Source organism: Candidatus Kuenenbacteria bacterium (assembly GCA_012797775.1).
Lineage (GTDB): Bacteria > Patescibacteriota > Patescibacteriia > UBA2196 > GWA2-42-15 > JAAZMX01.
In genome coordinates this window covers 25,936-41,589 of record JAAZOM010000005.1, presented here as the reverse complement: position 1 = coordinate 41,589, position 15,654 = coordinate 25,936, and the positions used below count along the sequence as shown (strand labels likewise).

The window sequence follows — 15,654 nt, the reverse complement described above, 5'->3', positions numbered from 1 at the left end:
GTGGTGGCCAGTGGATATTATTAATGGAGAATCGAATATATTTTACAAGGACCCGACTGCTATAGGATATACGGGCAGGAAGCCATTGTATTATTGTCTGGAGGCAGCAGGTAACTATAGTCGGACTGGCTCACTCTCAACCAGTGATAAATATAAAATTAGTACAAAATACCAGAAGCGAGAGAGCCAGGACTGTGATGATGATGGCCCATCCTATGGCGATGATTATGCTTTTTATTTTTGTAAACAGAGTTGGAGTTCTGACGCAGACAGGAAGATATCATTAAAAAGTGGCGTTCATGCTGAATATGGGATAAAAGAATATGAGATTGCTTATATCCAACTTCATAGAATAGCAGCTCATAACAACCCAATTAATGATGTTTATATTGATCAGTCTAAATTTGGTACACAGTTGGATCTTGATAACGGTGCAACATATGAGTACAAGAGGGAGGAGATTGGGGGCGGGACCACTGGTAAGGTGACGTGGACATTCCAACCAGTTGGGAGCTGGACTGAAGATAAAATTTTTGTAAAATTTGTCTTTGATAAAATGAATGGGCTAGAAGAATTATATGTTGATGGGAAGGACGATTCTGGAGAAGACACAGAGTATATGAGATTTCATATATATTATTATTTGCGGGAGCCGTGTATGAAAATAGCGCAGGTGGTGGATTATGATGGCAATGCGGTGCCGAGGATAGAAAGGATAAATAGTCAAACAATTACCAATGCACCGGAATATTGGCCGGGGTACACAAAAGGCCAGGATTATACACCTTATGGGTCGTCTTTGGTGCCAGAGCCGAGCTGGGATCCGACAGCTTGGGGCGATATTTTGGGGGGGCCGCTTTTGGTAGAGCCGCCTGATGCTAGTAGTGGATTTATTGCTCCATATCAGGTGAGAGCTGGGACGCCTTATGGTATTTTAAACAAATCATCGTCGGGGACAGGTACTGATTGGGATAGCGGTCAGTGTCTAAAAGCGGCGGATGTCGGAGTTGATGCGGCTGGCAAGTGTGCACCAAGATATCCAGAGAGATTTAAGTGCGCAGACAGCACAGAATTTAATGGGTTAATTTTTTCGGCTAGAAATAATTATTGTGAAACAAAATATGGCATGTGGTCCGATGGGACTGGGTATAAAGGGGCGCTTTGTATGAGGATAAGTACCGGGGGTGATTTTTATTGCGTAGAAGAGGTGTCTGAGGGGGTTTTCCCAGATACTTATGAACCATGTAAATTGTGCGGTGAGGGCTTAGCTGATGCGAGAAATCCAAGTTGTGTCTGCACTTTGTCTAGTAAGGGGATAGACCCTAGCGGTCCTCAATTTGTGGTTGGGAATAATAATTTTGGGCCAGCAGTGTGCGTTTCTGGCAAGGTGGGTGCGAATTGTCCAAATGGCAGGCAGGACTGTGGTATGATAGAAGGGAGCTCTGTTTATGGTGAATGCGTTGGTTTTAATAATACTGGTAAAAAAAGTTGGCAAGAGATAAATTCTTTGATGATACAAAACAAGGGAGAGAAACAAATAAAAGAGTTGTTTGTAAGGTCTTATGGTATTTGGGATTGGAAATATGATACTGATTCTGGCAGGTGGAAATATATAAAAGTCTCTAGTGGCTGGGATTCGACCGGGGTAGGAATAAATCCCAAGGTGCCTTTTATGTATGCGGGCGCCATGGGCAACGAAGATGAGGTTCTCCGGACCAAGGCGGGCGCAGTGACTTTGTATTTTGGTTCGTGGATAGATGAGAATCAGAAGCCATTGGTCCGCTATACAGTAGATTGGGATGACGGGAATCAAACCACCGAGTCGGGGTTGAGTATTTCTGGCCGAGATGTGAGTAATCCTCATATTTTGGTGCATTATTATAAATATGATCCAGAATGTGATCCTAGCGGTAAAGGCTATTGTGAGTTTAAGCCAGAGGTGCAAGTGGAAGATAATTGGGGTAGGTGCAATGACGGAGATTGTAGTAGCGCTAGCGCTTGGAAGCAATATGCCGGGACGATCAAGGTCTACGAGAAAGAGCAGGTGGTAGAGACGGGGGCAATAATGGAAGTGGCACCGGACACATTGAATTATGATTCGGCCAGTTTGCCGAGCAAACAAACATTTATAGTAAAAAATTCAGGTGACAAAGATTTGATGTGGAGGATAAGCGATATAAGATCAGTGGTATCGACGGTGCCAAATTTTTTGACGCTGCTCATGTCTTCTACTAGAAACGCGGCGACAATGAGTGTAAAGAGGGGAGAGATAGTGACTACTGCGGCCGGTAATTCAAAATTAGTAGATTTGGAAATTTTGAATAAATCTACCATGCCACCAAATAATTATAGTGTGATTATAGAAGTCCAGGACATGACCAATGGTACATGTACAGCTGGAGCAAATATAGGCTTTGTTTGTACTCAAAGCAGTGAATGCGGGATAGCGGGCGTTTGCACATTAAAGACAAAGGAGGTCAAAGTTAACATGGTAGTGAAATAATTAATAAGGGAAAATTTTCGCCAGGAGTGGGTTCGCCTTTGGCTAAAAAGTAAAAAGGCAAAAGTGGGAGGAGTATTAGCAAGGTAAAGTGCAAATAAAAGATAAAAGAAAAATATTAATCAAGAAAAATATGGTTGGAGAAGTACAGAAGAAGCTGAGAAAGTTGGACTTAAGCGCAATAAAAAAAACAAGACAGGAAAAATTTGACGAGAGGGCTAAGGCTAGTTTGTCCAACCGTACGGCGGTTCAGGGTATGGGTGGGAGGTTGTCTGCTTTTGGGGGAGAGAGAACGGCAGAGAGAGAACAAAATTGGAAACAGGAATATGATAAGAAATTTTTGGAAGATCGAACAAGACAGAATATGGTAAGGGGTAACTTGGGGGCCAATGCCGGAGCGATTGGCAGGGAAGCAGGAAAATTGGCGGACAAAGAGACACGTGATAAGTTTAGAGGGGTTTTGGGCAAGAATGACAAAAAATTTAAAACAACCGAGCGCAGTGAAGGAGCTTGGACACTAGCATTGGTGGTGGCGATTGCCAAAGACTTGCTGGATATAGCCACAGTGGAGGCATTATCAGGAGCAGATTGGATTATAGATTTAATTTTCGGAGCCATTCTTTTCATTTTATTGGGTACGGGCGTGCGAAAGCCTGCCAGGTTTTTAAAGAGTATCGGGCCGGCGGTTTTGGAGGCAATACCAATTTTGGGATTTTTGCCGACCTGGTCAATAACGGTGGCATATCTGAAGTTCAAAAGTCAGCAGAATGAATAATCCTTACTCACTTAAAAGTCCCCAAGACTTTCAAAGCTCTCCCATTGAGCAGGAGGGGGAAGAAAGTGTAGACGGGGTAAATATTAAATAATTTTTGATGATTAAATTTTTTATAAAAACAAAAATGTCGAAGAGGGTAACAATAATAGTTTTAATGATGGTTTTGGCGTTTTTCGTTTTGCCCAAAATAGCCTTGGCTTATGAATGTCAAAGTGGTTATATTGCTTTGCAGGTGCCGATACCGGTGCCTGGTGGCCAAAATGATTTTTGCGTTAGTGGATTTCCGGATTATGTCCAGCGGATTTATAATTTTTTTATTTCCGTGGTGGGGATTTTGGCGGTTATTATGATGATGTATGGGGGATTTCAGTGGTTGGTAGCTGGCGGTAATCCTTCCAAAATTTCAATAGCCAAGGTGACAATACTCTCAGCTCTAGCTGGGCTGGCCCTAATGTTGTCATCATATTTGATATTAAACTTGATCAATCCTGATTTGACAAAGTTTAGTTTGGACATAAATCAATGGGGCACTATTACAGGACAAGATGCTCCTGGGGGGGAGAGCTATTGTTCAAAGACAACTAAGTTGGCTGGAGGTATATTGGGCGAGACTGCGAAGTGCGGCGTTAAATATAATTTAGAGGGGTCATCAACAAGTTTTTGTAAGGGAGCAGTTTGTGATGATGGGTTGTGTTTTAGTGGCAATACAGACACTTGTATCAAGAGTTATAGCTTGGCTCTTTTGGAGGGCGTAAAAACTTATGGGTATAGTCCAAAAGATTTACTTCATGAAAATGATATAAGGATTAGGGAGGGGAAGGTGGGCGCCTTGGGCGGTAAGGCTGTTTGTGGGTGGATATTTTTTTGGAATGGTGTAGTCGATGATTTTTTATATGTGGGCACCTATTGCGGTGATAGCCAAATATGTGTTATAGATCCAGCTGGCGGTTATAATATAACAAAAACAAGAAATAGTATAAGCATAAAAGATGAAGATACTGTGGTCGGCAGTTATAATATAGTCCATTGTTATTAGTATTATGTTTAGGATGTTTAAAAAATCAAAAATTAGAAATATAAGTTTATTTGTTTTTTCTTTGGCTTTGATGTTTTTTTTGGTGCCAAGGGGTGTTTTTGCGGCAAGTGGAGTTTTGGGCTGGCTATATGATTTTGGGACATCAACTATCTATACTATCGTTAGTACTGTTTTATACTGGCCAATACACTTTTTGGGCAAATTGACCTCTCTTTTGATAATAGCTTTGGTCACGGTGGCAAAATATAATAGTTTTTTGGATCAACAGGGGGTGACAATAGGCTGGACGGTTGTCCGAGATCTAGCCAATATGTTTGTGGTTTTGGGGATTTTGGCTATTGGAGTGGGTACGCTTTTTAATTTAGAAACTTACAGTTACAAAAAGCTTTTACCAAAATTGATATTGGCGGCCGTGGCGGTCAACTTTTCAAAGATGTTGATCGGCTTTTTGATAGACATTAGTCAAGTTATTACTTTAACCTTTGTTCATGGTTTTGAGCAGATAGCGGCTGGAAATCTGGTTAGCGCTATTGGAATTGACAAGATGTTATCTTTGAGGATGGGAGATTTGTCTATTATGGGGGCAGGGGGGGATGATGCTGCTTTGTCGGTTTTGTCTTCTCTTTTGCTCGGTATTGTGGTTTTGGTGGTCACCGTGGCAATAATAGTAGCTTTGGTCGTTTATTTTGTGGGTCGTATCGTAATATTATGGGTGGCAATTATAGTATCGCCCTTACTTTTTGTATTACCGGTGATCCCATCGGGTGACAAATTTTCATCCCAGATTTGGAACATGGTTACAAAACAGTTGTTTAGTGGGCCGGTGGTAGCTTTCTTTTTGTGGTTGTCGTTTTTGATTATGAATGTTTTGAAAAATTCGACGGAGCCAATTTTAGTTAGTAATCAAACAACGCCAGTACAGTTTCAGGCTTTTGCTTCAAGTATAAGCACGGTTGATGGAATATTAAATTTTATAGTGGTGATAGGATTGTTGGTGACGTCTCTCATGATGGCCTCTCAAATGGGAGCGGCTGGTGGTAAATTTGCAGGAGAGATGGCAGGGAAACTGCAACAGGGCGGTAAAAAGATGCTCAAGAGTTCAGCCTTGGGTTTGGGTAGGGCGGCTGACAGGGGTTTTTTGAAATTGCAGGGAGGTCGGGATGAAAATAAGAGAATATCTCTAAGGCCATCTATTTGGAAAAAAGCATGGGCAGACAGAAGCGAACGTAAGGAAAAGCGCCTTTATGGGGCGGTTACTGCCGGCATGACAGATAAATTGGCAGCAAAAGAAGATGCGGGTAAGGCCTATAGGGGCTATCGAGCCGAGAAGGAGAGAAAAGAAAGAGAAGAAATGAGCAGTATGCCCGGGGCCAATAACCCAAAGATGCAGATTGCGCAGATAAAATCAAAGTTAATTAAAAAAAATGGTCAATTTACGTTGAAAGACAACAGCGACGCGCCGGCGGTAGCAGCATCTCTTTTGGAATTGGCAAAACAAGGAGAGTTGGCCACAGCACACGCAGATATTTTTGGGGAAGCTTTGAACAATGAGAATTTTGAACAATTATTTAGAAGACTTATACCCCACGATCAGAAGTACGCGGACGAGATTGGTTCAAGGGCTCAAAGAATATCTCAAGAAAATGGTAGCATACAATATACAAGATATGGAGCACAGTTCAAGGATGGAAAAGCCCAAATAGTTTTGGTCGACGATAGGGACGAAAGGGTACGTGAGGGGATTGCTATAGCGGAGGAAGGGACGGGGAACATCAGTATAAGGGTAGCCAACCCGAATCGATATGTAAAAGTTGATGAACATGGAAATCCGACTAATGAATTTGAGGAGGGAGGAGCCAAGCGTTTTACTATTGATGCTGCTCAATATATAGCGAACCCTGGCTCCTCGAAGAAAAAAACAAGGGAGTGGGCAGTTTCGCCGGCTGGGCGTGGATTTTTAGAAAATGGGTTGAGGGCGGCGCTTCAAAACGGAGAAATAGAGCCAAGAGAATATGATTTGGCTATTAGTGCTTTGGAGTCTTTGGAATATTTTAATTCAACCGGTTACAAAAGACAACGCGGCGGCCAAGGTGGGGGTGGTCAAGGTACTGGTCCAACTGGTAGTGGCCCTAGTGGTACTGGTCCGACAGGTGGCCCGGCTGGTGGTTATGGCGGCAGAAGAGGTGGGGGTGGTCAAGGTACTGGTCCAACTGGTAGTGGCCCTAGTGGTACTGGTCCGAATTTATCAGTATTGGCCTCAAGGATGAAGGAAGCGAGCAAGCGGCCGCTCGGCTCTAGTCCAATGGGTGGTGGATCTTCTGATGCGGCGAACCCCGATGATGACGAGGAGGATGAGGAAGATGAAGAAAACACAAAAATATAGGCAGTGGCCGAGAGATAAATAAATATTTAATATGGGATTTGATTTTAAAAACATAAATAAAGATTTTTTTATGAGTCAGGGTGGCTGGCAACAGCTGTCCGAGGAAGTGAGGAGAATAGAGGATGAGGCGGACCACCGGGCAGCCAATGATATTTATTTGTCAATGATAAAAATCAGACAAGATATCTTGGGGATGGGGGATGTGGATCAAAGACAGAGATATTTGCAATTGATACAAGAGTTGCGATTTTGGGCCATACCTTATCTCAAGGAGGAGGAATTGGCGAGTATCGCGCGGGAGCACTTGGTTGATTATTTAAAGATAAACTCCGAGACTGGGAGCTTGAAAGGTTTTTTCAAAAAACGTTTCGTGGATTGGCCTTATGAAGCAGTAGTGGCAACCAAAGACCGGCTTTTGAACGTCATTGCTAGCAATAAAGAGCTTTTAACCGTTGGGCGGTTAGGTAAAGAGATGGGGACAGTCGCCAATTGGGTTAAGGATTATTTGAGATTCAAAAACGATAATCAGGGCATGGACCAGGTGATGCTAAAGGCACAATATTTTTTCCAGAATGATTTGATCAACAGGCTGGTCAAAGAAGACAAAGAAAAAGTGGAAAGATTGATCGATTTTTATGAATATCTGAAGCGTCGTTCCGGCGAATTTGGTGGCGATGATGGGGTGGAGATAGTTTTGATAGACGGAGAAACCTATATTGCGAATGAGGGTAAGCTGACTAAAATTAGAGTCGCCGGAGGGAGCGAACAGGGCAGCGGGCAGAAAAAAGAAGTGGAGAAAACAGCTGAAAAAATGTTAAGTCAAAATCAGGAGTTAAGAGTAAAAGTGGATAATTTTATCAAGAGCGGTTTGATGGTCAAAGCTTTGGCCATAAGAGAAAAGTTGCACGAACAGAAGTTGGAAGAGGTAAAAAATAGCCGGAGTTATTTTTATCAGGCAGTGAATGCTTTGAAAGCAGAAGAGGCAGTGGCGGCGTTGTTCCTTTTGGCAGAGAATGGAAAGTTGAAAGAGGCTTTTGCCGGCGATGAAAGGTTTGTAAAATTTTGGAGTGATTATTTGGTGAAAAATAATTTGGATAAATCAGGGTTTGACAAAGATCCGGCCAATGGTCGCGATTTGGCAAGATTTTTGAAATATATTTTAGAGGGCAGATTAAAAATGAAGCCAGAGGAGGCGGCGATGCTGGGTATTTTGACGGCCAACTTGGCCAGAGAAGCCGGGGAATTGGTGTATAAGGCCTTGGCTTATGGTGATATGGAGACAGGAGAGTTCCGGTGGAACATATAATAATTCCCAAATCTAAATTTCCAATGTTAAATTAAATCCAAAATTCAAATGGCAAAAAAGCCCTGATTCAATCGAAGGGCGATTGAATCAACGGAGTTTTTTAACTTTTGGCTTGATTGGAAATTAGAATTTTGATATTCAAAGAGTTATTAATATTTTTTGGTGGTTAATGATTATTTTTGCTATACTTAAAAGAGATTAAAGTAATATTCATGCTCAATAGTAGTTTACAAGACGGTATAGTGGTCAAAACAAAAGATGGAGTTTTTAAGTTGCTCAAAAATGGTCAATTGCAGGATTTAACGGACGATATAGTCGCCAAAGAAAAAAAAGAAGTGCTAGTAAAAAAAGATCCGGTCGTGCCCAATACCACTCCGGCAGAAAGGCGGGCAACAGCCAATTTTTATTTTGCGGTCGATGACGAGAAAGAAATACGCGACCTAAAAAGTAGGGAATCAGAAGAGAAAAATAGGAGGATTAGAGAATTTATAGATAAAACAGTCGAGGGAATCATCCGAGTAGCGATAGACGCAGGGGTAATAACGGTGGCTGGTCAAGACGAGCCGGTGAGGAAAATAATTTTTTCCAGACTGAAAGATATTAGGACGCTGGCGGAGGCAAAAGAGGCCTTGGCGAGTCCTTTGATTATGAGGAGTAAGCCGTTAGGAAAAAGAGAGATTGATATTTTATTGACTTTGGTAGAGAAACAGAGAGTAAAAGTAGAAGAGGTGATTCGGACTGGAGTAACGGGGACATTGTCGGAGGTAAAAGAGGAAAGCAAGCCAGAACCAGCTAAAATAAAAGAAGAGCCGGTCAGGCCAGAGCCTAAAAGAGAAGAGCCACCTAGGGATTTTGGGGTGAAATATGGAGAAGGTGGAGGAGAAGAGCAGTATTACCGACATATTATTACTGGGCCGGTAGAAGAAATACAAAATTTGACCCTGAAAGATTTTAGAAAATTGGGGGCAAATCCAATGGAGGCGGCCGGACGGATATGGCAAAAAATAAATTTGCTTGAGGATGAATCGCTCATAAAAAAAGATGAGGGCATAAGGGCATGGCGTCAGTCGGAAATTTGTCGGCTTTATTTGACCATTGGGGCGATCAGTATGGCGGAAAAGAAACCGGTTGAGCAGGTGATAAATGAGAGGAAAGCGAGTGGCCAGAGTTTTTTGTTGCCGGAGGAATTTAATGCCATCGCTGATTTGAATAGCAGGTTGATTTATTAGGCATAGGCGAAAAATTATTCGGATAGCGTGAATTAAGGTCCGTGCGGATTTAGACGGTGTACCCCGACTTTGCTCGGAATAAATTACATAAAAAATATGGAACAGTTTGTCGCACCACAATTTATTGATGTAGAGGACAGGATTATCGGCCCGATTACCACCAGGCAGTTTATTATGATGGTGATAGGGGGGATAATCGTTTTTGTTGCCAGAAAAGTTTTAGACGATGCTTCGTGGGCCTTGGTTGCTTTTTTGGTAATTATTTTTATAATAGTTTTTGGTTTTATAAAGATTCAAGGTAGGAATTTTTATGATTTCATGAAGAGCGTAGTGGAGGCGATGAGGAGGCCGAGAGCCAGAGTGTGGTATAAAAGAGTTTCAATTGCAGAAATTATTAATCAAAGAAAAAGGGAGGCAACAAAAGAGGTGAAGACTGATTTTCTGCCAAGCCGGAAAACGATGCTTTTCAATCATTTGTCAGAGTTGGCCTTGATAGTTGACACTGGCGGGAGGTATAAAGGATAAAGAAGATTTATGATTTAAAAATAAATAATAAAATGGGTGTAAAAATATGATGAAAAATGCGAGACCAAAAACACCAACACAGAATTATATAGACATAGCGGAAGTTCATGATGATTTGGTGATAATGAAAGACAATACACTGGTAGCCATACTTTTGGTGGCTTCGGTAAATTTTGATTTAAAATCTGGTGAGGAGCAGAACGCAATAATACAGGGGTATATTTCTTTTATAAATTCTTTGAGTTTTCCGGTACAGATTGTGGTGCAGTCGCGTAAATTGAATATAGAGGGTTATTTAGCTAAATTAAAAATTAAAGAGAAGGAACAGACCAATGAATTATTAAAGATACAAATAAGAGAATACGGACAATATATAAAACAGTTGGTTGAGCTTGGTGATATAATGTCAAAGAAATTTTATGTAGTGGTGCCATATAACCCCCAAGAGGGAATGAAAAAGCAGGGCTTGGTGACTAAATTTTTTAATTCTTTTCAAGCGGTACAGATCGTTAATATGAGAAAAGAGAAATTTTTGAAGTATAGGCAGGAGATCGACAGAAGAGTAGAAACCGTACAGAGTGGTTTGCAGGGCATGATGATAAATAGCCAGCAGCTGGACACTCAAAGTTTGATAGAGCTTTTTTATAATACTTATAATCCAGACATATCAGATCAGCAGAAAATGGCCGAGGTCGGCAAATTGCAGGTGGAGTAGAGAAGAGATTTATGATTTAGGAATTAAGAATTAAGAATTAAGAATATAAAATTATATAGTAATTTAATTTATGTTTAATCCGGGAGAAATCAAACAAACAGCGGTCGAAGATGAGGCGAAGCAGCCATCATTGAGGGAGCAGGAAGAGATGGAAGAGTTGAAGGGGCGGCAAGAAAGAGAGGCTCTGGAAGCGGAGAGGGTTTATCGTCAGGGGGTGGTGGGTCTACGCGATCTCATAGCGCCGTCTTCGATGAAGATAGATGCGAGACATTTGGAGTTAAATGGCAAATTTGCCACGACTCTTTTTGTGACTACGTATCCTAGATATATATCTGTGGGTTGGTTTGATTCGGTGATTAATGCCAGCATGGCCATGGATATAGCAATGTATTTTTTTCCTATCTCTTCAGCAATTGTCTTAAAACAACTAAAAAAGAAACTTGGCAATATTGGAGCTCAACTCATTGCAGATAAAGAAAAGGGAGCAGCGCGTGACCCGCTCCAGGAGACAGCTTACCAGGATATTGAAAAATTGAGAGATGATTTGACTCAGGGTATTGAGCATTTTTTTCAATTTGGGCTTTATGTGACCGTTTATGCCGATAGCCTAAAAGAATTGGAAGAGGCGGTGGAAACATTGGAGATAAATATAGGTTCAAAAATGGTTTACACTAGGAGGGCGTCTTGGCAGACAGAACAGGGCTTTAATACTACCCTACCTTTAGCAAAAGATTGGGTGCAGGTTTACGCCAACCTAAACACTTCACCCATTGCTTCGACTTTTCCCTTTACCTCATCAGAGTTGACAAGTGATGACGGGATTTTGTATGGGATAAACAGGCATAATAATAGTTTGATATTGTTTGACCGTTTTTCTATGCAGAATGCTAATTTTGTGGTTTTCGCCACCTCGGGAGCCGGCAAAAGTTATGCGATAAAACTGGAAGTGTTGCGCTCTTTGATGCAGGGAACTGACGTTATTATTATCGATCCGGAAAGAGAATATAAATATTTATCAGAGGCAGTAGGTGGTGTTTATATTAATATATCTTTAAATTCTGATAGTCGGATAAATCCGTTTGATCTTCCCAAGAGAGCTGACGAAGAAAATAAGGCCAGTGACTTGATTCGTTCAGCAGTAATAACCCTAAAGGGGTTGGTTCGGTTGATGATTGGAGAATTGAGCCACGAAGAAGACTCGATTTTAGATAGGGCTATTATTGAAACTTATGCCAAGAATGATATTACAGCTTCATCAGATTTGTCTCAAATAACGCCACCGGTAATGTCCGATTTGCAAGCGATACTGGAGGGTTTTGAGGGCGGGGCAGATATGGCTAAGAGGCTTGAGAAATATACTAGGGGGACATTTTCTGGCTTGATAGACGCCAGAACAAATATTGATGTAAATAATCAATTGGTGGTCTTTTCAGTCAGAGACCTGGAGGATGAACTCAGGCCAATAGCCATTTATACAATTGTTAATTATATTTGGAATTTAGTAAGAAGCGAGATGAAAAAAAGGATATTGGTGGTTGATGAAGCTTGGTGGCTTTTGCAGTATGAGGACAGCGCTAAATTTATTCATGCTTTGGCAAAGAGATGCCGGAAATATTATTTGGGCTTGACCACCATCACTCAAGATGTGAGCGATTTTTTGGGTTCACCATATGGCAAATCAATCGTGACAAATTCAGCTCTTCAGCTTTTACTTCGTCAATCAACAGCGGCAATTGATTCAGTAGCAGAGACTTTTATGTTGACTCAGGGAGAAAGATATCTGCTCTTGGAGTCGGGTGTAGGTGAAGGAATATTTTTTGCCGGCTCAAAGCATGTAGCTATAAAAATAGTTGCTTCTTATGCCGAGGATCAGATCATCACAACTGACCCGAGACAGTTACTGGAGATTCAGGAGGCGAAAGAAGAGTTTGATCAAGAACAACAAAGTAGCAGCGGTGGATGATTATAATTTAAACAAAAAATATGTTAAATAAAAAAATTTTATTAATAATTTTGTTAGTCGTGGTGCTGGGCGCGGGCGGAGTTTTTTATTTTATGTTTTTCAGTAAGACGGGGGACAATAATGGACATTTAATTACAAACCAGCCAGCCGTTAATAATGCTGGTCAGTTGCCGGAAGGGGATGATATTGCTGATGGTGGTGGGGCGGACAACCAGCCGCAAATTGAGACCAACCGGAATAATGCTAGCCAGAGTGAAGTAGACGCTTTGAATCTGGCTAGGTTTTTTGTAGAAATGATCGGTTCTTATTCACCGGAGGCAAATTTTCAGAACATAATAGACCTACAACCCATGATGACAGAAAAGATGATAAACTGGTCTAATGATTTTATAAAAAGAAACAGCGGACAAAGCGTGGGAGAGAAAATAACCACCAAAGTCGCTCAGATAGAACTGGTTGATTTTGATGAAAATAAAGCAAAGATAAGCGCACAAACAAGGAGAACAAAAGTTGAAAACGAACAGGAGGTAGATTACAATCAGCAAGTTGAAGTTTATTTAATAAAAGATGCAGGTTCATGGAAAGTTGACAGTATAAACTGGAAATAATTTTATGTTACCGACTTTGGACTATAAAAGGATTTTATTGGCAATATTTTTATTCGCCATAAGTGTGGCCATGATTTATGGCATTATTTGGCTTGTCTTTATTAGGTCTACTGGTGAAGTGACGCCTGGGGATAATCAGCCGGTCGGTGGGGGAAATTTACCAGGTGCAGGAGGAAGCGGGGGGATAAACATTCAAGGACTAGGGGGAAAATTACCAGGGAGCATAACTACCGGGGGGCAAGGTGAAGGAGATACTGATGGTGCGCAGATAGAGATTGATGACGTGGCTAGGGGGTCATTAACCAAAGTAAGCGGGTTTATCGATGGTGAAGTTAGGGGTTTGGCAAAGATAAGTAATGGCTTTAATTATTTGAGTACAAAGGATAATAAATTTTATTTTATTTCTAGCAATGGAGAAGTTTTACCTTTGTCGCAAGAAGAATTTCCTTTTGTCGATAAGGTAATTTGGTCGCCCGATGGCGACAGGGTGATTTTGCAATATCCTGATGGGGCAACAATAAGTTATGATTTTGTTACTAACAAAACGGCAACTTTGCCGAGGGGGATGGAAGACCCATCTTTTGACCCAAGTTCGAACAATATTGTTTATAAATTTACTAGCGGCAATGCTGATGATAATTGGTTGGTTGTGTCTGACACAATAAACAGTAAGGCTGAAGCGATAGAGCCAATTGGCGATCAGGGTGATAAGGTTGAAGTGGCCTGGTCCCCCAACAATCAAATGGTAGCTCTCTATAGGAAACCGATAGGATTGGAAAAGGAAGAAATTTTTCCAGTAGGTCTTAGTGGAGAAAATTTTAAGTCGTTTGTTGTTGACGGCCATAATTTTAGTGGTATTTGGTCACCCAAAGGTGATAGGATAATTTATAATATAGTAACTTCGGAAAACAATAATAATCCTATGTTGTGGACGGTGGATATAGGAAGCAATATCTCTGGGCAGAATAATTTTAATCTTGGTATCACGACCTGGTCGGAAAAGTGCACTTTTAGTAATGATAATAAAATAGTGTATTGTGCCGTGCCAATTAATTTGCCAGAGGGGGCGGGTCTTTATCCGGAACTATTAAATACAAGTGAAGACGTTTTTTATCAAATAAATTTGGAAACAGGGATAAGTAAAATGATTGCTTACCCAACATTGTCAGCGAATTTAGAAAAGTTTCAGGCCCAGCGTTTATTTGTGAGTGACGACAATAGTAAATTGTATTTTTGGGATAACTTTACTGGCAAGGTTTATTATATGAAATTGAAATAAAATATGGGTAAAAATAAAGTTTTTCTATTTGTTATTTTTTCAGTTTTGGCCCTGGTGGGTTTTTTTGTTTTATTGTCTATAGCTGGTAGGATAAAGGATGCTGGTATCGAAGGGGGCAGTGTTGAGGCGCCTGTCAGCCAAGTGCCACAAATAAACAAATCAGTTTCAGACCCGCTAATAACAAAAAGCGAAGATTTTTACGAGAGTTTGATTAGAGAAACGGATCCCACAATTGGTCCGAGCGAGGCGGAGTTAAAAATTATTGAATTTGGAGACTTTCAGTGCCAATATTGTCTGGCTATGAAAAAAGTTTTAGAGGTCGTTTTGCCAGACTATAGGGAAAGGGTTGCTTTTGTTTGGAAGGATTTCCCCAATCCTATACATACAGAAGCTAAGACGGCGGCGATGGCTGCTCGTTGTGCTCAGAACCAGGGTAAGTTTTGGGAATATCATGACTATTTATTCGAAACTCAAGCTGATTTATCTAGGGAGATTTACAATAAGATTGCCTTGGAACTAAATTTGGATTTGTCCGTTTTTAATAAATGTTTAGATGGTAAGGAGACAGCCCACCTGATAGGGGGAGGATTGGAAGACGGACAGAAAGTGGGAGTAGACGCAACCCCCTATCTGATTATTGGTAATGGCGTATACAATTATGCCTTGAGCGAAGAGGAGCTGCAAGGGATAATTGAGAGTAGATTAAAATAATAAAGAAATTAAAACTGCCCCGGGGTAACCCCGGGGCAGTTTTTTGTGAACAACAACTATTTGCAAAAAGTAACAATTTTTTGGAATATTTCAGGATTTTTTTCAGCCAGCGCGGATAAAACTTTGCGGTCGAGCTCAATATTTTTTGCTTTTAGAGAGTAGATAAACTTAGAATAGGAAAGACCTTCTTTTTTGAGAGCAGCGTTTATCTTGGTTTGCCAAAGAGCCCGGTTGACTCTTTTTTTCTTGCGCCGGTCGACAAAAGCGTGGGCGCCAGCTAAGTGGCTGGCTGTGATAGCTTGTTTTATGAGACTTTTTCTGCCCCAGCGGTAGCCCTTTGTTAATTTTAGGATACGTGCTCTTTTTTTATTGTGGATAACACCTCTTTTGACTCTTGGCATATTGTTTATTAATATTGGATAATTTTCCTGATAACCTTAGCATCAGTTTCCGCCAATGTCAAATCAACTTTGCGGTTTCTTTTTTTCTGGCCGGAAGATTTGGCATTAAAATGATTGCGGCTATCTTTGGGTTTTATAATTTTACCATTCTTGGTCAACTTGAAGCGCTTGGAAAGAGATTTGATGGTTTTTTGTTTGGCCATATTTGTATAATAATTAATAA

The 15,654-nt window shown here is 40.9% G+C and carries 14 protein-coding genes; 12 read left to right on the top strand and 2 right to left on the bottom strand.

Annotation, left to right across the window (positions count from 1 at the left end):
- From GYA54_00630 to GYA54_00575, 12 genes are all read left to right on the top strand, one after another.
- Nucleotides 1-2,503: hypothetical protein (locus GYA54_00630; protein NMC51220.1), on the top strand; the 2,503-nt coding region annotated here is incomplete at its 5' end.
- A 130-nt stretch (nt 2,504-2,633) separates the two neighbouring features.
- Complete coding sequence (locus tag GYA54_00625; GenBank protein NMC51219.1) at nt 2,634-3,275, top strand: hypothetical protein; 642 nt, start codon at nt 2,634-2,636, stop codon at nt 3,273-3,275.
- A gap of 124 nt (nt 3,276-3,399) precedes the next feature.
- On the top strand, nt 3,400-4,311 hold the full coding sequence (locus GYA54_00620; GenBank protein NMC51218.1) for a hypothetical protein: 912 nt from the start codon (nt 3,400-3,402) through the stop codon (nt 4,309-4,311).
- A 4-nt stretch (nt 4,312-4,315) separates the two neighbouring features.
- The gene (locus GYA54_00615) at nt 4,316-6,694 is read left to right on the top strand and encodes a hypothetical protein (GenBank protein ID NMC51217.1); all 2,379 of its coding nucleotides are present in this window, start codon (nt 4,316-4,318) and stop codon (nt 6,692-6,694) included.
- A gap of 31 nt (nt 6,695-6,725) precedes the next feature.
- Complete coding sequence (locus GYA54_00610; protein ID NMC51216.1) at nt 6,726-8,000, top strand: hypothetical protein; 1,275 nt, start codon at nt 6,726-6,728, stop codon at nt 7,998-8,000.
- 212 nt (nt 8,001-8,212) lie between these two features.
- Nucleotides 8,213-9,229 carry a hypothetical protein gene (locus tag GYA54_00605; protein NMC51215.1) on the top strand — a complete coding sequence of 339 codons (1,017 nt, stop codon included), beginning with the start codon at nt 8,213-8,215 and terminating at the stop codon, nt 9,227-9,229.
- A gap of 96 nt (nt 9,230-9,325) precedes the next feature.
- Entirely contained in the window at nt 9,326-9,754 is a 429-nt protein-coding gene (locus GYA54_00600; GenBank protein ID NMC51214.1) for a hypothetical protein, read from the top strand.
- 46 nt (nt 9,755-9,800) lie between these two features.
- A complete protein-coding gene (locus GYA54_00595; protein ID NMC51213.1) occupies nt 9,801-10,469 on the top strand; it encodes a hypothetical protein in 669 nt (222 codons plus the stop codon).
- A gap of 148 nt (nt 10,470-10,617) precedes the next feature.
- On the top strand, nt 10,618-12,432 hold the full coding sequence (locus GYA54_00590) for a DUF87 domain-containing protein (GenBank protein ID NMC51212.1): 1,815 nt from the start codon (nt 10,618-10,620) through the stop codon (nt 12,430-12,432).
- A 20-nt stretch (nt 12,433-12,452) separates the two neighbouring features.
- Nucleotides 12,453-13,040, top strand: coding sequence for a hypothetical protein (locus tag GYA54_00585; GenBank protein ID NMC51211.1), 588 nt, complete (start codon nt 12,453-12,455; stop codon nt 13,038-13,040).
- Nucleotides 13,041-13,044: 4 nt separating this feature from the next.
- Nucleotides 13,045-14,319, top strand: coding sequence for a hypothetical protein (locus GYA54_00580; GenBank protein NMC51210.1), 1,275 nt, complete (start codon nt 13,045-13,047; stop codon nt 14,317-14,319).
- Between the two features lie 3 nt (nt 14,320-14,322).
- Nucleotides 14,323-15,030: a thioredoxin domain-containing protein gene (locus tag GYA54_00575; GenBank protein ID NMC51209.1), complete on the top strand. Its 708-nt coding sequence runs from the start codon at nt 14,323-14,325 to the stop codon at nt 15,028-15,030.
- A gap of 56 nt (nt 15,031-15,086) precedes the next feature.
- Here the strand turns inward: GYA54_00575 and rplT are convergent, their stop codons facing one another.
- Both rplT and rpmI read right to left on the bottom strand, forming a co-directional pair.
- Nucleotides 15,087-15,431 carry a 50S ribosomal protein L20 gene (gene rplT, locus GYA54_00570; protein NMC51208.1) on the bottom strand — a complete coding sequence of 115 codons (345 nt, stop codon included), beginning with the start codon at nt 15,429-15,431 and terminating at the stop codon, nt 15,087-15,089.
- Between the two features lie 8 nt (nt 15,432-15,439).
- Nucleotides 15,440-15,634 (bottom strand): 50S ribosomal protein L35, encoded by a 195-nt coding sequence (gene rpmI, locus GYA54_00565; protein NMC51207.1) that lies wholly within the window; start codon nt 15,632-15,634, stop codon nt 15,440-15,442.
- Nucleotides 15,635-15,654 lie beyond the last annotated feature (20 nt).

Bases quoted from the DNA above. Each gene is read 5' to 3' on its own strand.
- GYA54_00575 (NMC51209.1), top strand. From the start codon at position 14,323: ATGGGTAAAAATAAAGTTTTTCTATTTGTTATTTTTTCAGTTTTGGCC.
- GYA54_00620 (NMC51218.1), top strand. From the start codon at position 3,400: ATGTCGAAGAGGGTAACAATAATAGTTTTAATGATGGTTTTGGCGTTT.
- GYA54_00605 (NMC51215.1), top strand. From the start codon at position 8,213: ATGCTCAATAGTAGTTTACAAGACGGTATAGTGGTCAAAACAAAAGAT.
- GYA54_00610 (NMC51216.1), top strand. From the start codon at position 6,726: ATGGGATTTGATTTTAAAAACATAAATAAAGATTTTTTTATGAGTCAG.
- GYA54_00625 (NMC51219.1), top strand. From the start codon at position 2,634: ATGGTTGGAGAAGTACAGAAGAAGCTGAGAAAGTTGGACTTAAGCGCA.
- GYA54_00600 (NMC51214.1), top strand. From the start codon at position 9,326: ATGGAACAGTTTGTCGCACCACAATTTATTGATGTAGAGGACAGGATT.
- GYA54_00615 (NMC51217.1), top strand. From the start codon at position 4,316: ATGTTTAGGATGTTTAAAAAATCAAAAATTAGAAATATAAGTTTATTT.
- GYA54_00585 (NMC51211.1), top strand. From the start codon at position 12,453: ATGTTAAATAAAAAAATTTTATTAATAATTTTGTTAGTCGTGGTGCTG.
- rpmI (NMC51207.1), bottom strand. From the start codon at position 15,634: ATGGCCAAACAAAAAACCATCAAATCTCTTTCCAAGCGCTTCAAGTTG.
- GYA54_00590 (NMC51212.1), top strand. From the start codon at position 10,618: ATGGAAGAGTTGAAGGGGCGGCAAGAAAGAGAGGCTCTGGAAGCGGAG.
- rplT (NMC51208.1), bottom strand. From the start codon at position 15,431: ATGCCAAGAGTCAAAAGAGGTGTTATCCACAATAAAAAAAGAGCACGT.
- GYA54_00595 (NMC51213.1), top strand. From the start codon at position 9,801: ATGATGAAAAATGCGAGACCAAAAACACCAACACAGAATTATATAGAC.
- GYA54_00580 (NMC51210.1), top strand. From the start codon at position 13,045: ATGTTACCGACTTTGGACTATAAAAGGATTTTATTGGCAATATTTTTA.